The sequence below is a fragment of the Paenibacillus sp. y28 genome, from assembly GCF_037137075.1.
Classification (GTDB): domain Bacteria; phylum Bacillota; class Bacilli; order Paenibacillales; family NBRC-103111; genus JBBBNV01.
Genome location: NZ_JBBBNV010000021.1, coordinates 1 through 22,141, shown reverse-complemented (window position 1 = coordinate 22,141; position 22,141 = coordinate 1). Strand labels below are relative to the sequence as shown.

The window sequence follows — 22,141 nt, the reverse complement described above, 5'->3', positions numbered from 1 at the left end:
AAGCCCAAACGGTTTCTCCGGCCAAGGGGAATGAGCGGACTTAGGGGTGTTCTAGCCACAGGTAGTCCGTATGAGCGGACTGGCGCTAAACGGTGCTTTGCAGACACTTGTTTCATAGGCACAGCCAAGTTTATTCTGAAGCACGGAAGAGGCTTCGTCCTGTCGATTCCTCCATGCGTTCTGCCCAAAGAAGAACCATGTCATAGACAAGCCACAAGCTGAATTTATGTAGTTGATTTGAAGATTTCTTCTTGCTTTCTAACGGCAAGCAAACAGGTCCCACGGGTCGCAATATTGCAACCCGTGGGACCTGTTTACGCTTTGCGTGGTTTAGAAGCTTACGGCAAGTAGCTCCGCAGCACCGTCATTTGGCCTTCCAGCGCATACTCGCCGAGGCTGGCTGGAATGAGCAGGCAGTCGCCTGCCTTAACCTCCACACGCCGGCCGCCGGAAACGACTTCGCCGCTGCCCTCGCAAATAATGTGGATGACGAAGCTTTCAGGGGAAGTGCTGAGCTTCCACTCTCCGTCGACAATGCCCTTTTCCGTCACAAAATACGGCGATGCCGCCAATCGAAGCCATTGCTGCGGCCCGTCGATATGCGTTTTCATCATCGTAGCGCCGGCGCCTTCATAGGCGGTAACGTTCAGGGAGTCCTCAATGTGCAGCTCCCGCGGCTTGCCGTCCAGACCCGGACGGTTGTAATCGTACAACCGGTACGTCGTGTCGGAGTTTTGCTGAATTTCCGCAACCAGAACGCCTGCGCGCAGCGCATGTACAGTACCGGCCGGAATGTAGAAGGAATCGCCGGCTTCGACCGGGACCTCCTGCAGGCTGTCCATAATTCGGTCTTCCGCCATAGCCTCGGCCAGTGATTCACGGGTAACGCCCGGCTTTAAGCCATAAATAATCGTTGCGCCCGGCTTGGCGTCGAGGATATACCACATTTCGGTTTTTCCCAGCTCGCCGGCCGGCAGCTTCTCATAATCGTCGCTTGGATGCACCTGGATGGACAGGTCGTCCTGGCAATCCAGCAGCTTCACCAGCAGCGGGAAACGGACCGAAGCATCCTCGGAATAGCCCTTGCTTCCGAACACCTCGCGGCCGTACTGCCCGCGAATCCGGTCCAGCCCCCAGCCGGCCAGCTCGCCGTTTACGACGGTGCTTGTGCCGTTGGCATGATCGGCAATCGTCCAGCCCTCTCCGATAACGCCATCGGGCAGCTCAAGCCCGAAGCGCTCCAGGTTACGGCCGCCCCATACGCGTTCCTTCATCTCCGGTTTAAAAAGCAACGGGTACAATGTCATCGTTCTGTCTCCTCATCCTTCAAAATCAACTTCAACTTTCAATTCTGGCTCTGGCTAACCGAAGAGCTATCTCACTTCAACGGCAAGCACATAAGGCGGTTTATTCACCTGGTTCATAAATTGATACTTTAATGCCTGATACTGCTTTTGCGGCAGGGACGAGGCCCAATCGGCCACGGCTTCCGCTTCCGTATCGCCGCCCGGATGGCCGGGATAGACGACAATCGTCAGCACACCGCCCGGCCGGAGCAGCTTAAGCGCTGCCTCTAGGGCGGGAATGGTGGATTCCGTCCGGGTAATGACGGCATGATCCTGGCCGGGCAAATAACCCAGATTAAACATCACCGCGGCAATTTGGCCATGCAGCTGCGGGGGCACCAGGGCCAGCAGATCGGCATGGCTCCCATGGATCAGAACAACGCCGGGAAATTCGGGGAAATCGCGGGCGAGCCGCTCCTGCGTTGCCCAAAGCGCCGCTTCCTGAATATCTACACTGTACACGGTGCCCGAGCCGGCTACCAGCCTGCTTAGAAACAAGGTGTCGTTGCCGTTGCCTGCCGTGGCGTCGATGACGGTGTCCCCGGGCTGAACACGGGCCTGCACAAGCTGATGGGCAAAGCTGAGAATCGAGGTGAATCCCACGTGACCTGCGCTCCTTTCTTCAAAGTCAAACCGCCCGCCTTAACCGGTCAGAGGGCCTACGCCTGTCTGAACTGTCCGGTATCGCCGGCCTGCTTGTTCAGCAGAGTTGTCTGTTTCTGGAATCCATGCAAGATATCAAGCGCTGCATCGTGTCTGGCGTACGTCAGACACGATGCGCGTCTATGCTTTTCATTTCGTTCCGCGCCAAAATTTGCCCTGCCACGTATCCCGGGCTTTCAGCTCTGCGTCAATGGCATTCAGAACTTCCCATTTCTTCAGGCTCCACATCGGACCGATCAGCAGATCGCGCGGAGCATCTCCGGTGAGGCGGTGGACAATCATGTCTGGCGGCAGCAGCTCCAGCGTATCGACGACAAGCTTGATGTACTCATCCTGCTCCAAAAAACGCAGCAGCCCGGCTTCGTACTGCTTGACCATCGGTGTTTTGCGCATCAGGTGCAGCAGATGCACCTTGATGCCCTGAACATCCATTTGCGCCACGGCCTGCCCGGTCTCCAGCATCATTTCATGAGTTTCGCCGGGAAGACCGTAAATAATATGGGCACAGGTGCGGATGTTATGCTTGCGCAGCTTGGCGACGGCGTCAAGATAGCACTGTGTGTCGTGGGCCCGGTTGATGAGCTGCGAGGTCGATTCATGCACGGTTTGCAGGCCCATTTCCACCCACAAATACGTGCGTTCATTCAGCTCCGCCAAATATTCCACCACATCGTCGGGCAAACAGTCCGGCCGGGTGGCGATCGACAGCCCGACTACGCCGGGCTGCTGCAAAATGACTTCATAGTATTCGCGCAGCTCCTCTACAGGGGCATACGTATTCGTATAGGCTTGGAAATACCCGATGTATTTGGCGTTCGGCCACTTTTGATGCTGGCGGTCACGGACACTGTTGAACTGGGTGACCAAATCGTCCCGGCGGCTTCCGGCGAAATCGCCCGAGCCTCTGGCGCTGCAGAAGGTGCAGCCCCCGGTTGCAATGCTGCCGTCCCGGTTCGGACAGGTGAAGCCGGCATCAAGCATAACCTTGAACACTTTATCGCCGAAATGCCGCCGCATTTCATAATTCCAGGTGTGGAACCGTTTGTCCGCCCACAGCAGGGGCTCGGCAGCGAGTGTGTGCTGATTCAGATTCATTTCGTAAACTCCTTGTCGCAGGACGGGGCTAGGCCCTCCCGATAGCCTGTTTCACAAAATCAGACGCTGTTATTATTGTAGTTCATCCGGGGCGAAACTTCCACTTGTGCAGGATTATTTCATCCGGGCGGCGGCAGAAGCTTGTACATTTTTTTATTTAAAACTGGAAAAAATTTCGCGCGGATTTATGCGTTTTCACTTGCAATACCTAACACTATATGTTATATTAAAACCAAGGAAATTCAGTACTTTCCCAAAAATGTCGCACCTGTATTCATAGTTTTTCTTTGCTAGGGTAAACTGGTAAAAAAACTTATTTTGAGGTGATGATCATGTTGAAAGAAATTACAATACCAAACGGGGAACAAAAAATTACTGTCGAATTGACCTTGAAAGAAGCATTGGCCTTGACCGGCGGCGCCCGCTACGGCCAGCAAAATGAAGTCGTGCTGAACGCACGCAAGAAGCTGAGACGCACGGTTGAGGAAACTTTGATTCCGGAACACAGCAATATCGATTACCACGTTCTGGAGCATTAAGCATTAAGCATTAAGCATTAAGCATTAAGCATTAAGCATTAAGCATTAAGCATTAAGCATTAAGCATGAAGCATTAAGCCTGAAGTTTTTTTATCCGAAGTGAATCATTCCCCGCCTGAATATACGTCCCGGCAGCTTCCCGCATTTTTCGCGAGAGGCTGCCGGGATTTTTTGCGCTGCGGGGTGGCATTGTGCCTGCCTGCAGTTGTATAATCGAACGAGGACTAAGACGACTGATACGAGGAGATATGCTGCTGTGCGTTTACGTGGAAGAAAAGGAATATTGGAAGCGCTGGAGAGCCAGCCGGAGCTTGTGATTTTGCAGCCGGAGCAGCACAAGGGCCGCTGGCATGAGCTGTTCGGCAACGGCAAGCCGATCTATGTGGAGCTGGGCATGGGCAAGGGCAAGTTCATTAGCGAGATGAGCTGGCTGTACCGGGAAGAAGCCAATTTTATTGGCGTGGACATGTACGATGAGCTGATCCGCCGTGGCGCGGAGAAAGCGCGCAAGCTGTGGAACGAGCAGGCCGGCACCGAGCCCCAAAATTTGCGGCTCGCCCGTTTTAATATTGAAGCGCTTGAAAATGTGTTTGCGCCGGACGAGCTGGAACGGGTATATCTGAATTTCAGTGATCCGTGGCCTAAAAGCAAGCATGCGCGCCGCCGGCTGACCCATTATAATTTTGTCGATAAATATCGGAGCGTGTTGAATGAGCGGGGACAAATTCATTTTAAAACCGACTCCACCAGCCTGTTTGAGTTTTCCTTAAATTCGTTTTCGGATATGGGGCTTCAGATGCGGAACATCACGCTTGACCTGCACCGTGAAGGGCCGGCTGAGAACAATGTGATGACCGAATACGAAAGCAAGTTCGTTTCCCGCGGGATGCCGATTTACCGCTGTGAGGTCCTCATCGGGCCCGCTGCGCTAGAAGCGCACCGGCAGCAGCTGGAGGCTGTACGGAAGAAGCCGGTTCCGGCCGCTGAAGTGTAATTACCGGCGCTCAAGCCCTGAGAAAGACGTAAAAGTAAAGCCGCCAGAATACCTGCTACACAGTGATAGGCTCCACCTTGCAGTAAAACCGTAAACAGTTTTTTTATTTCAACTGTCTACCATATACCATACATAAGGGGAGCGCTTCACGGGGGCTGTTCCGGTGGCTTTTTAACTTGTGTAAATACGCGAGGCTTTTCGGACACGTGTCCGAAAGCCTCCGGGCGGCTGGTCGAGCTCCGCGTTTACCCCTGCACGAAATGCAATATGGCCCGGGAGCAGCTTACCGGATTGTAGGGCATGGGCGTGTGCCGCCGGCTAGTATCCGGCTCGGACCGGTCTGGATATTCGGCTAGCAGCCGCTCGAACGATTGATGAACAGTACGGGCGGACCGAATCTGATCCCCGAAGCCAAGCTGCTGAAAATAGTGGCAGTTCTCCTCTTCCTGGCCGGGAATCGGATTATAGAACAGCATCGGAAGCCCTTTAGCGAGCCCTTCCGTGCAGGTCATGCCGCCCGGTTTTGTAATGAGCAGATCTGCGACCTCCATCCATTTGTCGATTTCCCTCGAAAATCCCAGGAGCCGGATGTTCGGATGGTGAAACCGGGAATCTCCGGCTAATCTGGCCCGCAGCTTCTCATTGCTGCCCAGGCAAATTACAAGCTGAATCTGCTCCCGCCAGCAGGTCATATCATAGAACCACTCCTCCGGCTGAACCATTCCCCAGCCGCCGCCCATGACAAGCACGGTAGGAATGGGCTTCAGCCCGAAGCGGCTCCGCAGTTCTTCTTTGTTGTGGGATTCCCAGAAGCTCGGATGAACCGGAATACCGGTCACTTCCACCTGATCGGCGGGCACGCCCCGGCGCAGGAGCTTGGTCTGGACCTCCTTCGAGGAGACCAGGTACTTGTTCACTTCACGGCTAATCCAGGCGCCGTGGGCATCATAATCGGTAATGACTGTATAAAGCGGTATGGCGAGTCCGCATCGTTTCAGACGGGAAATTACAATATTCGGGAACGGATGGGTGCAGACGATCGCATCGGGATGAAGCTGACGGATGACAGCCGCCGCCTGCGCGTAACAAATCCGATGAAGCGCGAGCTGGCTAAGCCGATTCAATGATTTTTTATACTGCTTGCGGTAAACATAGCCGTACAGCCTTGGCTGCGATGTAACCGTTTTGCGGTAGGCCGAGAAAATCAGCGGAGCCAGCGTAGGGTGGAGAAAGGCCCCGAGCTCCATCACCTTCGTTTGCAACCCCGGGGAAAGCTGTCGCATTCCGACAGCAAGCGCCTGTGCGGCCCGCGTATGTCCAGCGCCGAAGCCTTCGGACAAAATCAGAATTCGTTTTTTCCTCAATTGGACGTCACCCATCCTGTCTGTATATCGGTAAGATAAAGACGCATCACCGGCGCTTTGTAACCAATATACCCAGTTTATGCTATCCCAAAACGGCGGCGGAGATGAAGCCGGCCGAAGAGCCGAGCGCCATGCCGACCAGACAGTCGGAAGGGTAATGAAGGCCGAGATACATCCGGGACAAGCCGACCAGGGTCGCCAGCGGAAGCAGAGCGGCGGCAAGGCCGGGGTGAAGGAGAGAGAATGGCACGACCAGGGAAAATATAGCAGTCGTATGTCCGGATGGGAAGGAATGATCGGCCAGCGGATTTCTGCCGGTTTTCGTTTGAGGCCATACCTGATACGGCCTTAGCCGGGGAAAAGCCCTTTTGCATACCGCGACAGGCACATGGCTTGCAGCCAGGGCGGCAAGAGCCTGCCAGCCGGCAAGACCGACGGCCCCTTTTCCGGCGATCCCCAGCACCAGAGAGCTGGCGATCGTAAAGGTGGCCCCGCCCAAATGGGTAGCGGCCGAGAAAAACGTATTTAAAGCGCGGTGATGAAGCCGCTGGTTTACCCACATAAACATGCGCTGTTCATGAGCGCGGAGCCAGACGACAACACGGTTCATAGAAGAATCGCTCCTTTCGGGCCTAAGCCGCGAACAAGATTGCTTTATAAATGATCCGGAGAACTACAAGCTCATTGTACCGGGCGATTGTTAAAGCAGAATTAACTTCGGGATAAAAAAATAATAAACTTCTGGGGCAGCTGCCACATAACTGCAACTGTTTCGAGGACGAATACGTACATAAGGGTAGGGCGTCATGGGTCTGCCCTGCCTTGCGCCGCAGCCTGCGCAGAGGCCGTCATAGATGCTGATACTGATGCCGAAGCTCAAACTCGGGATGCTGCAAGCTTGTTACAGAAAGCCCGCACAGAAAGGTCATCCCGGCGCCCGGCCGTGCGCTCGGCTGTTAAACAAGCGCTTCATTGCAGTGGCCGGAACAGCTTCTGTCCATGGCGTTGATGTCGAATAAAGGGCGCTGCCGCCCCAATTGACGGCAAAATGGTTAATTGGTCGGGCGGGTATTAGGACCTTCATCCGGTTGTTATTCCGCTTTCCGGTGGTCTATAATGGACAACATTGGCAGGCTGTTCCAACCTGGACGGCTAAAAATGAAGCAATTGGATGAAAATAAGACATAATAGGCCTAGCACGCATCTGTCTGCCGCTTGTATGGAGAAATGTAAGGAAATTTCCTGGATCCGGGGCTGGTAAAGCAAATATCGCCTTTGACAAATCCATGGAAAGGGAGGAAAATCAGTATCGGCTGCAGCAAGATGCGGTGAAGGACACAAAGCCGGAAAAACCGGCGAAGCATATGTAGAGAGAAAAAGAAAAAATGGGTCTTTAAAAAGGGGGCATTGGCAAATGCTGGACATGATCGTAGTGGCTGTGCAGGCTTTACTTGCGCTGCTCGGAGGGTATCAGCTGTTTCTTACGTTTTTCGGCTGGCGCCGCAACAAAGCATCGATGCAACATTCACCGCAGAAAAGATTCGCCATTCTGGTGGCTGCTCACAACGAGGAGCAGGTCGTTGGCGCACTGCTGGAAAATTTAAAGAAGCTGGATTACCCGAAAGAGCTGTACGATGTGCTTGTCATTTGTGACAATTGCACCGACCGTACCGCAGATATTACCCGCGAGCTGGGGGCGATTGCCTGCGAGCGCAGCAACCCGACCCTTCGCGGCAAAGGCTATGCTATCGAATGGATGCTGAAGCAGCTGTGGAAAATGCCGAAAGCCTACGACGGCGTCGTCATTCTGGATGCCGATAACCTCGTAAATCCGGATTTCCTGCAGCATATGAATAATGATTTGTGCTCGGGCAAACGTGTAATCCAGGCTTATCTGGATACCAAGAACCCGCACGATTCCTGGATTACCGAGGCGTATGCCATCACTTATTGGTACTGCAATCGCCTGTGGCAGAACCCGCGCACGAACCTGGGGCTGGCCAACTTTCTGGGCGGTACCGGGATGTGCTTTGAAGCGGCGCTGCTCAAAGAAATGGGCTGGGGCGCAACAAGCCTTGTGGAAGACCTGGAATTCACCGTCCGCTGCGTACAGCGGGGAATCAATCCGTATTTTAACTACGAGGCCAAGGTTTACGACGAGAAGCCGCTTACGTTCAGAGCGTCGGCCCGCCAGCGTCTGCGCTGGATGCAGGGGCACTTCGAGGTGGCTCGCCGCTACTTCTTCCCTCTGATGTGGCAGGGGCTCAAGGAGCGGAGCTGGGCCAAAATCGACACCGCCATTTACAGCTTGAATGTATATAACGTGCTGTTCAGTTTTATTTTCAGCGCTATTCTTTGGGGGGATGCGCTTATGCCGGGAACGAACCATTTCACCTCCCTGTATGAGCACGTGCCGCAAGGCCTGGTCGCAACACTGACCATTGTCATTTACTTGCAATTCCCGCTGGCGCTGCTGCTGGAAAACGTAAGATCGTGGAAGACGTACTTGTCGCTTATTATGTTCCCGCTTTACCTGCTGTCGTGGTATCCGATTACGCTGCATGCCTTTTTTACCCAGAACAACAAGCAGTGGAGCCATACCCAGCATACCCGCGTCATTCGTCTGGAGGACGTGCAGAGCAAGCAAGTCAGCTAAATACAGAAAAGCCCGGTGTCCACGTTGACACCGGGCTTTTGGTTGTGTTATAGTAATCTGTATGTGAAACAAAGCAGAAGCGCCCGCTTCTCACCTGCCGACATTGCTCGTTGGCTGGTTCATGAGTTATTCTTTTTCACGCCATGATACATATGGGGCTTGATGAGAACTTGAGATGTGGGCGCACGTATGCTCGCATCTTTTTATTTTGGATGAAAACAGCTTATTTCGGAGGTGGAGCATTATCAGTAAGGATCATATGATTAACGAAGAGATTCGTGCCAAGGAAGTTCGCCTTGTCGGTTCGGACGGGGAGCAAATCGGCATCAAATCGATTCGGGACGCGTTGCAGATGGCCGCAGACAGCGGGCTCGATTTGGTTAACGTGGCGCCAACCGCGAAACCGCCGGTATGCCGCATCATGGATTACGGCAAATACCGCTACGAGCTGCAGAAAAAAGAAAAAGAAGCGCGCAAAAATCAAAAGATTGTGGAACTCAAGGAAGTGCGGTTCAGCGCTACCATTGACGAGCATGACTTTCAGACGAAATTGCGCAATGTCGTTAAGTTCCTGAATGAAGGGGACAAGGTCAAGTGCAGTGTCCGTTTCCGCGGCCGGGAAATTACGCATGCCTCCATCGGGCAGCGGGTGCTCGAGCGTGTTGCCAAGGAAGTTGAGGAAATCTCGGTTTCCGAGCGCAAGCCGAAGCTGGAAGGGCGCAGCATGATTATGATTTTGGCGCCGAAACAACAACAATAGTTCAAATAAGCAGGAGGTAAGCATTATGCCGAAAATGAAAACACACAGCAGCATCAAAGACCGTTTCAAAGTGACTGGAACCGGGAAAATCACCCGTTACAAAGCGTACAGAAACCACTTGCTGCTCGGTAAAAGCGCAAGACAAAAACGCAGCCTGCGCGGCACGTTCATCATGGAGCCGGGCGATGTAAAACGCATCAAGCAACTGATGCACAAATAAGAATTTCTATTTCGAACAATATTTTTAGGAGGTCAATACTATGGCAAGAGTAAAAGGCGGATTCGTTACCCGTCGTAGACATAAAAAGATTTTGAAGCTGGCGAAAGGTTACTTTGGCGCGAAGCACCGCTTATTCAAGATGGCGAATCAGCAAGTGATGAAGTCCGGCATGTATGCATTCCGCGACCGCCGTCAAACAAAACGCAACTTCCGCAAATTGTGGATCGTGCGTATCAACGCGGCTGCCCGCACGAACGGCCTGAGCTACAACAAATTGATGTTCGGTCTGAAATTGGCCGGCATCGAAATCAACCGCAAAATCCTTGCTGATCTGGCGGTTAATGACAGCAAAGCATTCTCCGATTTGGCAGCAGCTGCAAAGCTGAAGCTGAACGCGTAATAATTTAAGAAATCATGTTTTTTCGGGGGACGAACGAATTGGCTGGAAAAGGCCTTGACGAACGTCCCTCGGCTATATATAATTGATTGTATTCATAAGCAATGTATTACTGATATCGGCTATGAAGAGGACGAAGTATTAAGGGCTCTTATGTCTCAGAGAGCAAAGGATTAGCTGAAACCAATGCCTTAATCCCTTAATGACGAGCTCACCTCGGAGCTGTTTTCCTGAACAGCAGTCACGCTGAAGGCTTTGCTTTTGGCGATGTGATTGGCCAGTAGGGAAAATCGGAGTGGCACACGTTACGGTGCCAAAGGTTAAGCCGGCGCAAATAGCGACGCTTGCTAGCAGCGGAAGCTTGTGCTTTCATTCGGCTTTGACCTATTGAGGTTATGTATCGTGAGATACATGACAAACTTGGGTGGTACCACGGAAGATCAACCCCTTTCGTCCCGCAAGATGCGTATATTCGTGTCCGGGATGAGAGGGGTTTTTTGTATGAATTTGGAGGACAGGGCTGTGACGGGCGCGCCCGCTGCGCTTGAGATTCCGTTTCATCTTATAACGGGCCAGATTGCCGGTTTTCACAAATCGAGAAGGAGGTACACTTATGAGTGTTCAAGATCGCCAGTTGGTTCAAGGTGTAGACCGCGAAAAGCTGCTGCAGCCGGATATGCTGACCGGTTCGGAAGTATTGCTGCGCAGCCTGTTGTTGGAGGGCGTAGATTGCGTATTCGGTTATCCGGGCGGCGCAGTGCTGTACATTTATGACGCCATGCACGGGAATCCTGACTTTAAACATATTTTGACCCGCCATGAGCAAGGGGCGATTCACGCTGCCGACGGCTACGCCCGTTCCACAGGCAAAGTAGGGGTCTGTATCGCAACATCCGGCCCGGGGGCAACGAACCTGGTCACAGGGATAGCGACGGCTTACATGGATTCGGTGCCGCTGGTGGTCATCACCGGTAACGTCGCGACCAGCGTGATTGGCACGGATGCATTCCAGGAAGCGGACATCACCGGCATTACGATGCCGATCACGAAGCACAGCTATCTGGTACGCGATGCCAAGGACCTGCCGCGGATTATCCGCGAAGCGTTCCATATCGCTTCGACGGGCCGCAAAGGGCCGGTACTGGTGGACATTCCGAAGGACGTCTCCAATCAGACCACCCGTTTTGAGTTTCCGGATTCCGTAAGCATCCGCGGCTACAACCCTACCGTTCAGCCGAACAAGCTTCAGGTGGACAAGATGCTCAAGGCGCTGGAAGAAGCGGAGCGTCCGCTCATTCTGGCTGGGGGCGGAGTTGTATACGGCGGAGCGTCGAAGGAGCTGCTGGAATTTGCCGAGAAGGGCGGCATTCCGGTAACGACCACCCTGCTTGGTCTGGGCGGCTTCCCGAGCGCTAACGACCTGTGGGTCGGTATGCCGGGCATGCACGGATCGGTAGCATCGAACTATGCGCTGCAAAATTGCGATTTGCTCATTGGCATCGGCGCCCGCTTTGACGACCGGGTAACGATGAAGGTGGACGGCTTCGCGCCGAAAGCGAAGCATATCGTGCATATCGATGTAGACCCGGCCGAGGTCGGCAAAATCGTCAGCACGTCCATCCCGGTAGTCGGCGATGTGAAGGCGGTACTGCAGCTGGCTAACCTGAAGGTGAAAAAAGCGAATTCCGAAGCTTGGGTCGCTGAAGTGCAGCAGAAGCGGAACGATTTCCCGCTGCGCTATGCGGATTCGGAGACGGAGCTCAAGCCGCAGTACGTCATTGAAATGATTAATGAAACGACCAAGGGCGAGGCGATCGTAACGACCGACGTAGGCCAGCATCAAATGTGGGCTGCGCAGTATTACCGCTTCAATCATCCGCGTTCGCTGATTACATCCGGCGGCCTTGGCACGATGGGCTTCGGCTTCCCGTCCGCTATCGGCGCGCAGGTGGCTCATCCGGATCGTACGGTCGTTTCCATCAACGGGGACGGCGGCATGCAGATGTGCTCTCAGGAGCTGGCGATTTGCGCCATTAACAACATCCCGGTCAAGATTGTCGTGATTAACAATCAGGTGCTCGGAATGGTGCGCCAATGGCAGGAAATCATTTATGATAACCGCTACAGCCACATTGACCTGGCGGGCAGCCCGGATTTTGTAAAGCTGGCTGAGGCCTATGGTGTCAAAGGCTTGCGCGCAAGCAACAAGGAAGAGGCAAGCCGCGTATGGAAGGAAGCGCTCGACACCCCCGGTCCAGTGCTGGTCGAGTTCGTTGTCCGCAAAGGAGAGAACGTCTACCCGATGGTCACTCAGGGCAATACGATCGATGTCGAAACGATGATAATGGGGGATTCGGAATGAGTGCGACTAGAAAACATACCATATCCGTTCTTGTAAATAACCAGCCTGGCGTACTGCAGCGTGTATCCGGCCTGTTCGGACGCCGCGGCTTCAATATCGACAGCATCACTGTGGGGGCCTCGGAGGAGCAGGGGCTCTCCCGGATGATTGTAGAGACGTCCGGTGACGAGAAAACACTGGAGCAGGTGTCCAAGCAGCTCTACAAGCTGATTGATGTCATCAAGGTCGTAGACCTCAGCTCCAACCCGATGGTGGCCCGTGAGCTGGCGCTGATTAAGGTCAACGCCGATCCGGGAATTCGTCCGGAAATTCTCGGCGTCGTGGAAACCTTCCGCGCGGCCGTAGTCGATATCGCGCCAACGACGATTATTGTACAAGTTGTCGGCGATACCGACAAAATCGATGCGATGGTAGAGCTGCTGAAGCCGTATGGCATTCGCGAGCTGTCCCGCACCGGTGTAACTGCGATGACCCGGGGAATGAAAGGCTAGACTTTACCCGGCGAAAGCGAAAGCAAGCTGCTCGGATGCAGGCACGAGCTGCATAAAGCGTCATTAATTTTTCCCCACTATGAGTGGGGGTTTGAGCGAGAGGCGGGCACTGCCTTCATTCAAACGCCCACTCATGGGGTTTTTAAAATCAAAGGAGGCAATTCATTCATGGCAGTAACAATGTTCTACGAAAAAGATGCAGACCTCAGCGTATTGAAAGGCAAAACGATTGCAATTATCGGCTACGGCAGCCAAGGACATGCCCAAGCGCAAAACCTGCGTGACAGCGGTCTGAATGTCGTTATCGGTCTTCGTGAAGGCAAATCCTTCGAGCAAGCGAAAAACGACGGCTTCGAGGTTCTGTCCGTTGCTGATGCAACCCGCAAAGCGGATGTTGTACAAATCCTGATGCCTGACGAGACGCAAGCTTCCGTATACAAAAACGAAATCGAGCCGAACCTGAAACAAGGCGCAGCTCTTGTATTCTCCCACGGCTTCAACGTTCACTTCGGACAAATCGTACCGTCCGCAGACAAAGACGTATTGATGGTTGCACCAAAATCCCCAGGTCACATGGTTCGCCGTGTATACGTTGAGGGCTTTGGCGTACCAGGGCTGATCGCTGTTCAACAAGACGCTTCCGGCCAAGCGCAGGCTATCGGTCTGGCTTATGCTAAAGGGATTGGCTGCACACGTGCAGGGGTTATCCAAACTACATTCCGTGAAGAAACTGAAACCGACCTGTTCGGTGAGCAAGCAGTTCTTTGCGGCGGTACTTCCGAGCTGGTAAAAGCTGGTTTCGAAACGTTGATCGAAGCAGGCTACGAGCCGGAAATCGCATACTTCGAGTGCTTGCATGAGCTGAAGCTCATCGTTGACCTGATGTATGAAGGCGGTCTGGCTTCCATGCGCCACTCCATCAGCAACACGGCTGAATACGGTGACTACGTAACCGGACGCCGCATTATCACGGAAGAAACCAAGAAAGAAATGAAAAACGTGCTGTCGGATATCCAACAAGGTAAATTCGCACGCGACTTCATCTTGGAAAACCAATCCGGCCGTGCATTCCTGACTGCAACCCGCCGTCTGGAATCCGAGCATCCCATCGAGCAAGTGGGCGGCCAGCTTCGCGGCCTGATGCACTGGATCAAGAAGTAAGCTGTTATAGTCTAACCAAGCCCGGTACGCCGGCTGCCTGAGAACCGGTATGGAGCGGAGCTGTTAAGTGAAGCCCCGTACGGCCGAAGGCGGCCAGCTGCCGGTCTTTATTGTGAACCGTTCTGCCCTTCTCGCTGCAGCTGCAGCCGGAGGCAGAGCGGTTCATTACATATTAAGCAAGGAAAGTCATAGGCTGGCCGGGAGGGATTCTCCCGGCCAGCCTCTTTGCAGCAACAGCGCGCATCCACAAGCAGGACGGTGGCGTTCCTGAGGAAGCTGCGATTGGCAATGTCTCCCTCGATGCGATCGATAAGGTGGATTGACAAGACGTCAGGCGAAGAGGCTGAACTGGACGATTACACGATTAAATCGGTGTCGCACGGGAAGGATATGCTTGGCGAGGTGCATGTGGTGCTGAATTAGAACGATGTGTCTGCCCAAGACCGCGGCATGAGCACAGATATCCTTGAAGCCAGCACGAAAGCGTACATTGATGCGGAGAACCGTTTGTTTGACAAGTGCAAGAGAGGCAGCCTCAAACGCTCCGACAAATTTGGATCTAATAAACTGCCGGAACGGACGCTGAGATAGTCGAGTGCGAGTATTCGGGTTTTGGGCTTCCCCTGCGGATTCAGGCAGTTGTGAAGTTAGATGTACAGGTTCAAAAAAAATAAAATCCCCTGCTTTCGGTGAGCATTCACTGAAGCAGGGGATTTTGTTTTGCTCCGGATAAATAAGATCGGTATTCACTATAACCCGCGGCAAGCATGGATCTGAAATCAGAGTATACTTCCTTGGTGCAGCGGGAAGCCATAGTGAGTACAAGAGGCGCGCCAGGGATTTGCATGGCGTGATCCATACATATAAGCGTACCGGCAGCCATGGCGTAACCCGGTGACGCATTATCTGGAAGCGACGGCTTGTTCTTCCCGGTGCGGCCCCGAAGCGGCAGGCTTCCAGAGGCGGTCCAGAATTATAACGAGCATTGTGCCGAACAGCAGGCTGTTGCCCGCAATATATTGCAGGACGGAAGGCAGTCCTGCAAAGGCTTCCGCCGGGAACGACATCAGGCCGATGCTCAGCAGCAAAGTCATACCGAAGATGGTTAGCTTGCGCTGGTCCGGATGATCCTTCAATAGGGATTGAAAAGCCAAAATAATCATCTGCACCAAGGAAGCCATCAGCACGGCGTTCGCTACGGGTCCCGGCAGCAGAGCCAGCCAGCGGACGAGTCCCGGCGCCAGGGAGATAGCAACCAGACCGGCACAGGCGATTAGAAAAGGCAGGCGCCGCGATTGCTGGGTGAGCCGGATGAACCCGGCGGATACCGGCAGCGGAACGATGCCGACGGACGAGAAGGTTGAAGCGAGCAGATGGGAAATGCCGCCCCCGATGCCGCCCCGGTCGATGGCTTTTTCCAGTGTAAGCTTCGAGTCAGGAGCGACCTGCTGTACGGCCGAGACGGCTGCAATGCTGTTGGACACCAGCGTAAGCGTGAAGAGCATGCTCATGATCAGCACGCCGGATTCCAGCCGCGGCATCCCCCACGCCCACACCTCCGGCAGCTGCAGGAGCGCTCCGCCTGATGAGAAGCCGGGGGGCTGCTTTCCGAGCAGGGCGAATACGGCCCAGCCGGCCAAAATGCCGGTAAGCACAGCGTAATTTTTTAGCCAGCTGAAGCCCTTCATGGAAATCAGAATGACCAGGAAAAATACGCCGAAGGCGATGAGTGCCGTGCCGTAATCCGGCTGTCCGGCGTTCCCTTGAATACCGGCCATTCCTTTAATAAACACACCGCTGAGCTGCAAAGCGAGTATGAACAGGAAGGTGCCGGTGACGAGCGGGGTGAACAGCGCCAGCAGCCGGCGCATCAGGCCGGTCAGGCCCAGCACCAGCAGCACGATGCCTGCCGTAAGCAAGCCTCCCTGGATGAATTGCAGCGCCTCCTGCATGTCCTGTCCCTTATGGACCGCTGTGCCGGCAATCATCACGAAGACGCTGACCCAGGACCCGGCCGGGCCTTCAGCCAGCGGCAAACGGTGGCCGATCCAGCCTTGCAGCAGCGAGCTGACCCCTACCACGAAGAAGGTCCGCTGCAGGAGCGAGGCGATTTCATCCGCTGAGAGCTGAAATACACTGCCAATGACAATCGGCAGGGCGACGGAATTGGCAAGTAAAAAAATAAACCATTGCAGCGTACCGAAGCAATCACGTAGTTGTTGTTTATTCATGCTGTCACCTTTCTGTAAGCGTCCGTGCGGTCCGCTTGGCCGGATGGGTCGTCCCATAACATAAAGGAGCCCGATACCGGTGATGCGGTCTGAAGGCCGTTCTCATCCAGCGTAACGCCGCGTACGAGGAGCTTGCGCGCTTCGCGGCAGAGCGCTGGTATATCAAGTTTTGGCTGAATACAGCGCCTTACGTGTAGAGTCAGTTTTATGCTACCATGGTAGCAGCTATATGAAAAATATTAATTTCATTGGTTTTCAATATTATTTTTGTATGGAAAGGAGGGCTTGTGATGGATATTCGGCAGCTCCGCTATTTCATCGCAATCGCCGAAGCGAAGCAAATAACGGCGGCCGCCCATAAGCTGCATATGGCGCAGCCCCCTTTAAGCCAGCAGCTGAAGCTGATGGAGCGGCAGCTTGGCGTAGCCTTGGTGCAACGGCACGGCAAATATTTGGAGCTGACGGAGGCCGGCCATATTTTGTACCGGCATGCCCTGACCATTACGAAGCTGATGGAGCAGGCGGAGCAGGAGGTACAGGAGAGCGAAGAAGGGCTTCGAGGCAAGCTGTCTATCGGCATTAATACGATCTCCGACGAGGCGTTGCCTCAGGTGCTGCTGCAATTTCAGGAGCAGTATCCGCACGTCCGCTACAAAATACAGCAGAATGAATCCAGTCAGCTCTGCAAGCTGCTTCGCGAGCGGGTCATTGAGCTGGCGCTGGTCCGCCTCCCGATTCATCTGGAGGATTTTGCGGTCATGCATTTGCGGACGGAGCGGTTTTATTATTTGTGTCCGGCAGGAGGCCCGGCCCTGTTAGATGAGGCTGCCTTTGCCCAACTCGCGGATTACCCGCTGATTATGCCGAGCATTGAGGGCCTGGGTCTGTATCATATGATTCTGGATGAGCTCGCCCGTCACCAGCTGGATCCGGAAATTTTGTGCGAGTGCTCGGATGTCAGCGTATTGCTGGAGCTTGTGGCCGGCGGCTTTGGGGCTGCTATTGTACCGGAGGGAATGATGAGGCTGGTTAAAAATTACCCGATTCGGATGTGCCGAATCCAGGATTTTGCTTTGACGGCATCTTCCGGCGTCATCTGGCTGAAGCATCATCAATTGTCCAAAGCGGCCGAACGTTTTCTTGAGCTGTTGAAGCTCCAGCAAAGCTAATCGCGGCAGCGCGGCATCAAGAGGATGAGATTGCCGCAGCTTGAAGGGGCGCAATGCCGTTTGTATAGTTGAACGCTATGATAGCAGGCTGTAGGCGAAGGCATATACGGAATTGGGGAGAACAGACTCGTCCGCAGTCCGGCGTGAATACAATCGGTGCCGAGATGTGCCGTTTTGCGAAGGGGGATGACGATGAGGGGATTGCTGGCGCTGCTGCTCATTATTGCGCTTGCCGGATGCACGGAGCCGGAGTGGAAGCAATCGGAAGCGGCCGGGCTTCTGCTGCAAAAGGGATACCGGTTAATCGCGTACGAGGGACAGGTGCAGAGCTACGTGCTTACCAGAGAGAAGCTGACAGAGCTTCCGTACATGGTGTACTGGGGCTTGCAGCAGGCAGAGCCTGCCGATTACATCGGCAAAACCATCGAAGTGGAGAAATTTATAGTGCGCAAGCATCCGTTGTCCGAGGGCAAGGTCGATGTGTTTGTTTATACGGTGGAGGGCAGGCCTGTCGGCGGTACGTCCTATCCCCATAAGGCCGTACTGGCGGGAGGCTACTGGTCGCTGGAAGGCCGGACGCTGGAGGAAATCCAAGACAAGCCGTTCCAGGAATGGAGACTGGATTGGGCGAAGAAGTATGGACCCGGTGAAGGCGCGGAGTCCGGCTCTGAAGCGCTGAACGGGGGCCAATAACCGGTAGAGCTATTTTTGGAGTAACAGGAAAAAGGAATCTAAAGAGCTGAGCTAGCCGGGGAAGCTTGTTTCTGAACGGTGGTCCTGGCAGAAGCGGGAGCCGGAGGGCTCGACGGGCCTAAGCCTGGGCTGGGGCGGAGAAGGGCCGCGAAGGCGTAGTGCGGCTTCCAGCAGGAACTAACCGTACGCGGCTTCTGGCCAGCGGTGTGGCGCCGTATGACGATGGTCCGCTGCCTGTCATGGTTTATAGGGATGTTTTACACCGACGATACTCGTCCGATGAGGACATAAAAGGCTGCACACCTCCGCATTCAAGCGGTGAGGGTGCAGCCTTTTGCAGCTGAAGCGAAGTTATTTTGCCGAGATTGGCGAGCGTTTGTTTATTATTCCGCTGTTATCATGGGCTTCACCTGATTCAAAAGAAATGGCGGAGCCGCTATTTGGGCGCGGAATGCCTGCGTCTTACTTGGTTTGCAGGAAATGCTTGAACACGTTGGCCAACGTATTCATGCCGCGAACCATCGTGTCGTCATCAGCAAAGGTGTAGTTCAGGCGAAGCGTATTGCGCTTCGGCTCCTGAGCAAAGAACGGCGTTCCCGGCACGAAGGCTACGCCTTCCGTCACGGCGTGCTTCAGCACCGCTTCGGCGTCCAGGAATTCCGGCAGCTCTACCCAGAAGAACATGCCGCCCTTCGGCTCGCTGAATGTCAGCCCCGGGATATTGTGCTCGCTGAGCAGGCTGTACATCAGCTTCATTCTGCGCTTGTACTCGTCACGAATCGTAGTAATATGCGCGTCCAGGTCAAAATGGCACAGCAGCTGATACAGGGCTTGCTGGTCCAGTGTGCTGGAGTGGAGGTCGGCAGCCTGCTTGGCCCGCGTCATCATGCCGATTATCCGCTTATCTCCGATCACCCAGCCGGTGCGTACGGCAGGAGCGACGGTTTTGGAGAAGGTGCTGGTATATACTACGTGGCTGTCATCCGGGCTTCCGGCCAGAGAGAACAGGCTGGGGAAGCTTTCCCCGCTGTCGAACTTGATTTCCCCGTACGGATCGTCCTCGAAAATAAGCACGCCGTGCTTTCGGCACAAATCCACAATGCCTTGGCGGCGTTCCAGGTTCCATACTCGTCCGGTCGGATTGGAGAAGGTGGGGATGACATACACCAGCTTCGGTTTATGCTTGATGATTTTGGCTTCAAGATCGGCGAGATTCATGCCGTGCTCGTCCCCGTCTACCTTCACAGGATGCGCCTGGGCGCTGCCCAGCACCTGCAAGAAGGCCAGATAGGTCGGGTCCTCGACGAGAACGACATCGTCCTTGTCCAGAAGCACACGGGTCAGCAGATCAATCGATTGCTGGGAGCCGGTTGTCAGCAGCATGTGATCCGGCGTGACGTGCATGTTTTTGCGGGCCATCCGGGCACACAATTGCTCACGGAGCGGGGTGAAGCCTTCGGTCAGGCCGTACTGCAGGGCGCGCGGCCCTTGATCCATTACCCGGTTTAATGCATCGCGCATCGCCTGGACCGGGAAAAACTGCTCTGCCGGCAATCCGCCTGCAAAGGAGATGACCGAGTTGCCTTGGGTAAGCTTTAAAATTTCGCGGACAGCGGAAGATGTCAGCCCGCGGGTTGCTTGGGAGAATACGAAATCCATGTGCGGCCTCCTGGTTGGTATCCCGCATCAGTCGGGACAGTTCATAATAGGTACTGCTTAGTAATCACATTCCCCCATTTTATCATAGTTTTAAGTAAAAGGGAGTGGGTGCGTAGGGGGGGCGACAGCGGCTTCGATGCTCCTGACAACCATCCCGGTAAATGGTACCAGAAGAACGGTATGCATATGCTTGAGCCTGCTTGCTTCAGCGATTGCTTTGGAGCATATAACAGGCGTGATGGCAGCCCGGGAGGAAGGCGAACTGTCCAGTGAAAGGGCTTTTGGGGGCTGATTAGCGAGAGCTATGGCCGCCTCGGGCTCCCCATGTCCGCGCATATGATGCCAATAATAGCTGTTTTGAAAAAGAAGGGAGGCGGCGATTCCAAATGAGATACGATGCGCGAAATGAGCAGCGGATTGCCCTGCTGCACCCGACCGTAGCCGCCCTTGCTCGCCAGCTGCTGCAGCTGGTGGAGGCTGAGGGGATGGACGTGCTTATCACGCAGACGCTGCGCACAGTGGAGGAGCAAGACGCCTTGTATGCTCAAGGCCGTACAGCAGCCGGCGCTATTGTCACCAACGCCAAAGGGGGTTACAGCTACCACAACTATGGGCTGGCGCTGGATTATTGCTTGGTCAATGCAGATGGCAGTGCATCCTGGGTGGTCAATTCGGATTGGCGCCGAGTTGCGGAGCTTGCCAAAGGATTTGGCTTTGCCTGGGGAGGCGACTGGACCAGCTTTGTCGATTACCCGCACCTTGAATATACATTTGGTTTGAGCATTGACGATTTGCTGGCTGGCCAACAGCCGCCAGAGCCGGGGGAGGAAGAAACGGACAGGGTGCTGAGTTTTGAGGCAGACTGGCAGTGGAAGCAGCTTGGGGATGCGCTCGACGGGCTGTATCATAGGGGGCTGATTTCAGATTATACCTGGGCGGAAAAGGCATACAACAGGAAGCTGACCGTCTCGGCGCTGGACTGGTTGAATATCATTGTGCAGGCGAGGCAGGCTGGCGTAGGGGTGTAAAATAAACCATGTCTGGTGCGAATGTGAAGCTCACATGATTTTCCCGGATCATTCGCACCGCAGCTTTTGTCGAATTATGTAGTATTTCAATGGCTTGCTAAAAAGTCAAGAATTGATTTATACTTTTATGGAATGAAAGTTATATAAAATGGGTGTAATTGATGCTCTACTGATATGAATGGTGCTTAATATCGTTTCGCACCTTGTATAGGTGCGTGGATTGAAACCTCGCCGCTAATGTCGCCGTCTACAGCGGCGTTGGTCGCACCTTGTATAGGTGCGTGGATTGAAACAAACATGAGCTGGATGGGGGTCATACCAGTACTGTGTCGCACCTTGTATAGGTGCGTGGATTGAAACTAAGGAACAGCTCATCGTATTTGGCTGGCGTGGCAGTCGCACCTTGTATAGGTGCGTGGATTGAAACCGGAGAAAGTCCTTAACGGATTGCTCCAATGGGTCGTCGCACCTTGTATAGGTGCGTGGATTGAAACGTTGAACCAAAGCTAGAACAAACGAATGTTCAAATGTCGCACCTTGTATAGGTGCGTGGATTGAAACCTTTGATCCCCCTACCAATTAAATAATCGTAATGTCGCACCTTGTATAGGTGCGTGGATTGAAACCGGGTGAAGGAGGTCACGGACAGCACACTGGCCCGTCGCACCTTGTATAGGTGCGTGGATTGAAACTGTGGTGCGTCAGTGCCACGACCAAGGACATCGGTCGCACCTTGTATAGGTGCGTGGATTGAAACATATTCCGCAAGGTCAGAAACTAACATCCATTCGTCGCACCTTGTATAGGTGCGTGGATTGAAACAGTGGAAGCGTAATAGGTTTAACTACGTTACCTGTCGCACCTTACATACGCGCAAGGACTGACAGCAATTAGCCCGGTCTCTCAAAAACACGCCCCCGCCAGCAAGGAGCCGGTTGGGGCATTTATGGGTATTCAATTCCTATACCATCTTCAAACCAAACCCAATGCCATGCCGCCTAAGCGTACCGGCCGCTTATAGACGTCAACCGTCTCGAAGACGCCCGACTATGTGGGATAGTGATATCAAATCCGGAAGCACCGATTGAACGGCTCAGAGGGCTAATCCTCTTGAGCTGGTTTGTTTGGGGACGGATTGGGGACGAACTGCGTATTTGTGTGGTTAATTCATATCGATTGTGAACGGAGCCCGAGCATGAAAAATCTTGATGCACAAGGGTTTGCTTAAATTATTATCTAGTGCTTAAAATCTCAAATACCTCAACGTTAACAGGTTAATCTTACCAAGCGATGTGATACACTGAAAGCACGAA

20 protein-coding genes and 1 CRISPR repeat array are annotated in these 22,141 nt (G+C 53.9%); of the genes, 13 read left to right on the top strand and 7 right to left on the bottom strand.

What is annotated here, in order from left to right:
- Positions 1–338 precede the first annotated feature (338 nt).
- From WBG83_RS16090 to WBG83_RS16080, 3 genes are all read right to left on the bottom strand, one after another.
- Positions 339–1,307 carry a type I phosphomannose isomerase catalytic subunit gene (locus WBG83_RS16090; protein ID WP_336746208.1) on the bottom strand — a complete coding sequence of 323 codons (969 nt, stop codon included), beginning with the start codon at positions 1,305–1,307 and terminating at the stop codon, positions 339–341.
- A gap of 66 nt (positions 1,308–1,373) precedes the next feature.
- On the bottom strand, positions 1,374–1,949 hold the full coding sequence (locus WBG83_RS16085; RefSeq protein WP_336746207.1) for a tRNA (mnm(5)s(2)U34)-methyltransferase: 576 nt from the start codon (positions 1,947–1,949) through the stop codon (positions 1,374–1,376).
- A 189-nt stretch (positions 1,950–2,138) separates the two neighbouring features.
- Positions 2,139–3,104, bottom strand: a complete 966-nt coding sequence (locus WBG83_RS16080) for a TIGR01212 family radical SAM protein (RefSeq protein WP_336746206.1) — start codon at positions 3,102–3,104, stop codon at positions 2,139–2,141.
- Positions 3,105–3,436: 332 nt separating this feature from the next.
- Here WBG83_RS16080 and WBG83_RS16075 point away from each other — a divergent pair, with 332 nt between their 5' ends.
- Positions 3,437–3,643 (top strand): hypothetical protein, encoded by a 207-nt coding sequence (locus WBG83_RS16075; protein WP_336746205.1) that lies wholly within the window; start codon positions 3,437–3,439, stop codon positions 3,641–3,643.
- Between the two features lie 256 nt (positions 3,644–3,899).
- A complete protein-coding gene (trmB, locus tag WBG83_RS16070; RefSeq protein ID WP_336746204.1) occupies positions 3,900–4,637 on the top strand; it encodes a tRNA (guanosine(46)-N7)-methyltransferase TrmB in 738 nt (245 codons plus the stop codon).
- Positions 4,638–4,882: 245 nt separating this feature from the next.
- On the opposite strand, the gene WBG83_RS16065 is transcribed toward trmB, so the two are convergent.
- Both WBG83_RS16065 and WBG83_RS16060 read right to left on the bottom strand, forming a co-directional pair.
- Positions 4,883–6,001 carry an MGDG synthase family glycosyltransferase gene (locus WBG83_RS16065; RefSeq protein ID WP_442955844.1) on the bottom strand — a complete coding sequence of 373 codons (1,119 nt, stop codon included), beginning with the start codon at positions 5,999–6,001 and terminating at the stop codon, positions 4,883–4,885.
- Between the two features lie 82 nt (positions 6,002–6,083).
- A complete protein-coding gene (locus WBG83_RS16060) occupies positions 6,084–6,611 on the bottom strand; it encodes a phosphatase PAP2 family protein (RefSeq protein WP_336746201.1) in 528 nt (175 codons plus the stop codon).
- A gap of 804 nt (positions 6,612–7,415) precedes the next feature.
- Between WBG83_RS16060 and WBG83_RS16055 the strand changes: the two genes are divergently transcribed.
- The 8 genes from WBG83_RS16055 to WBG83_RS22650 all read left to right on the top strand — a co-directional run bounded on the left by WBG83_RS16055 (position 7,416) and on the right by WBG83_RS22650 (position 14,471).
- Positions 7,416–8,657: a glycosyltransferase family 2 protein gene (locus WBG83_RS16055; protein WP_336746200.1), complete on the top strand. Its 1,242-nt coding sequence runs from the start codon at positions 7,416–7,418 to the stop codon at positions 8,655–8,657.
- 259 nt (positions 8,658–8,916) lie between these two features.
- Positions 8,917–9,417 carry a translation initiation factor IF-3 gene (gene infC / locus WBG83_RS16050; RefSeq protein ID WP_336746260.1) on the top strand — a complete coding sequence of 167 codons (501 nt, stop codon included), beginning with the start codon at positions 8,917–8,919 and terminating at the stop codon, positions 9,415–9,417.
- Between the two features lie 25 nt (positions 9,418–9,442).
- On the top strand, positions 9,443–9,637 hold the full coding sequence (gene rpmI, locus WBG83_RS16045) for a 50S ribosomal protein L35 (protein ID WP_336746199.1): 195 nt from the start codon (positions 9,443–9,445) through the stop codon (positions 9,635–9,637).
- Positions 9,638–9,677: 40 nt separating this feature from the next.
- Entirely contained in the window at positions 9,678–10,037 is a 360-nt protein-coding gene (gene rplT / locus WBG83_RS16040; RefSeq protein WP_336746198.1) for a 50S ribosomal protein L20, read from the top strand.
- A gap of 610 nt (positions 10,038–10,647) precedes the next feature.
- Positions 10,648–12,396 (top strand): biosynthetic-type acetolactate synthase large subunit, encoded by a 1,749-nt coding sequence (gene ilvB / locus WBG83_RS16035; RefSeq protein WP_336746197.1) that lies wholly within the window; start codon positions 10,648–10,650, stop codon positions 12,394–12,396.
- Positions 12,393–12,887, top strand: coding sequence for an acetolactate synthase small subunit (ilvN, locus tag WBG83_RS16030; protein WP_336746196.1), 495 nt, complete (start codon positions 12,393–12,395; stop codon positions 12,885–12,887). Before ilvB ends, ilvN begins: the two co-directional genes overlap by 4 nt.
- 168 nt (positions 12,888–13,055) lie before the next feature.
- The gene (ilvC, locus tag WBG83_RS16025) at positions 13,056–14,048 is read left to right on the top strand and encodes a ketol-acid reductoisomerase (protein ID WP_336746195.1); all 993 of its coding nucleotides are present in this window, start codon (positions 13,056–13,058) and stop codon (positions 14,046–14,048) included.
- Positions 14,049–14,336: 288 nt separating this feature from the next.
- Positions 14,337–14,471 (top strand): hypothetical protein, encoded by a 135-nt coding sequence (locus WBG83_RS22650; protein ID WP_442955843.1) that lies wholly within the window; start codon positions 14,337–14,339, stop codon positions 14,469–14,471.
- 479 nt (positions 14,472–14,950) lie between these two features.
- Here WBG83_RS22650 and WBG83_RS16015 read toward each other — a convergent pair whose 3' ends face one another.
- A complete protein-coding gene (locus WBG83_RS16015) occupies positions 14,951–16,279 on the bottom strand; it encodes a purine/pyrimidine permease (protein ID WP_336746194.1) in 1,329 nt (442 codons plus the stop codon).
- Between the two features lie 290 nt (positions 16,280–16,569).
- Between WBG83_RS16015 and WBG83_RS16010 the strand changes: the two genes are divergently transcribed.
- Together WBG83_RS16010 and WBG83_RS16005 are read left to right on the top strand one after the other, a co-directional pair.
- On the top strand, positions 16,570–17,448 hold the full coding sequence (locus WBG83_RS16010; protein WP_336746193.1) for a LysR family transcriptional regulator: 879 nt from the start codon (positions 16,570–16,572) through the stop codon (positions 17,446–17,448).
- Positions 17,449–17,640: 192 nt separating this feature from the next.
- Positions 17,641–18,141 carry a hypothetical protein gene (locus WBG83_RS16005; RefSeq protein ID WP_336746192.1) on the top strand — a complete coding sequence of 167 codons (501 nt, stop codon included), beginning with the start codon at positions 17,641–17,643 and terminating at the stop codon, positions 18,139–18,141.
- Between the two features lie 462 nt (positions 18,142–18,603).
- On the opposite strand, the gene WBG83_RS16000 is transcribed toward WBG83_RS16005, so the two are convergent.
- Positions 18,604–19,800, bottom strand: coding sequence for an aminotransferase-like domain-containing protein (locus WBG83_RS16000; protein WP_336746191.1), 1,197 nt, complete (start codon positions 19,798–19,800; stop codon positions 18,604–18,606).
- 386 nt (positions 19,801–20,186) lie between these two features.
- Between WBG83_RS16000 and WBG83_RS15995 the strand changes: the two genes are divergently transcribed.
- Complete coding sequence (locus WBG83_RS15995; RefSeq protein ID WP_336746190.1) at positions 20,187–20,828, top strand: M15 family metallopeptidase; 642 nt, start codon at positions 20,187–20,189, stop codon at positions 20,826–20,828.
- Positions 20,829–21,023: 195 nt separating this feature from the next.
- Positions 21,024–21,650: a CRISPR direct-repeat array (repeat unit 32 nt; unit sequence GTCGCACCTTGTATAGGTGCGTGGATTGAAAC).
- Positions 21,651–22,141: the final 491 nt, after the last annotated feature.

Bases quoted from the DNA above. Each gene is read 5' to 3' on its own strand.
- WBG83_RS16090 (WP_336746208.1), bottom strand. From the start codon at position 1,307: ATGACATTGTACCCGTTGCTTTTTAAACCGGAGATGAAGGAACGCGTA.
- WBG83_RS16080 (WP_336746206.1), bottom strand. From the start codon at position 3,104: ATGAATCTGAATCAGCACACACTCGCTGCCGAGCCCCTGCTGTGGGCG.
- WBG83_RS16075 (WP_336746205.1), top strand. From the start codon at position 3,437: ATGTTGAAAGAAATTACAATACCAAACGGGGAACAAAAAATTACTGTC.
- WBG83_RS16060 (WP_336746201.1), bottom strand. From the start codon at position 6,611: ATGAACCGTGTTGTCGTCTGGCTCCGCGCTCATGAACAGCGCATGTTT.
- WBG83_RS16055 (WP_336746200.1), top strand. From the start codon at position 7,416: ATGCTGGACATGATCGTAGTGGCTGTGCAGGCTTTACTTGCGCTGCTC.
- infC (WP_336746260.1), top strand. From the start codon at position 8,917: ATGATTAACGAAGAGATTCGTGCCAAGGAAGTTCGCCTTGTCGGTTCG.
- rpmI (WP_336746199.1), top strand. From the start codon at position 9,443: ATGCCGAAAATGAAAACACACAGCAGCATCAAAGACCGTTTCAAAGTG.
- rplT (WP_336746198.1), top strand. From the start codon at position 9,678: ATGGCAAGAGTAAAAGGCGGATTCGTTACCCGTCGTAGACATAAAAAG.
- ilvB (WP_336746197.1), top strand. From the start codon at position 10,648: ATGAGTGTTCAAGATCGCCAGTTGGTTCAAGGTGTAGACCGCGAAAAG.
- ilvN (WP_336746196.1), top strand. From the start codon at position 12,393: ATGAGTGCGACTAGAAAACATACCATATCCGTTCTTGTAAATAACCAG.
- ilvC (WP_336746195.1), top strand. From the start codon at position 13,056: ATGGCAGTAACAATGTTCTACGAAAAAGATGCAGACCTCAGCGTATTG.
- WBG83_RS22650 (WP_442955843.1), top strand. From the start codon at position 14,337: ATGTCTCCCTCGATGCGATCGATAAGGTGGATTGACAAGACGTCAGGC.
- WBG83_RS16015 (WP_336746194.1), bottom strand. From the start codon at position 16,279: ATGAATAAACAACAACTACGTGATTGCTTCGGTACGCTGCAATGGTTT.
- WBG83_RS16010 (WP_336746193.1), top strand. From the start codon at position 16,570: ATGGATATTCGGCAGCTCCGCTATTTCATCGCAATCGCCGAAGCGAAG.
- WBG83_RS16005 (WP_336746192.1), top strand. From the start codon at position 17,641: ATGAGGGGATTGCTGGCGCTGCTGCTCATTATTGCGCTTGCCGGATGC.
- WBG83_RS16000 (WP_336746191.1), bottom strand. From the start codon at position 19,800: ATGGATTTCGTATTCTCCCAAGCAACCCGCGGGCTGACATCTTCCGCT.
- WBG83_RS15995 (WP_336746190.1), top strand. From the start codon at position 20,187: ATGAGATACGATGCGCGAAATGAGCAGCGGATTGCCCTGCTGCACCCG.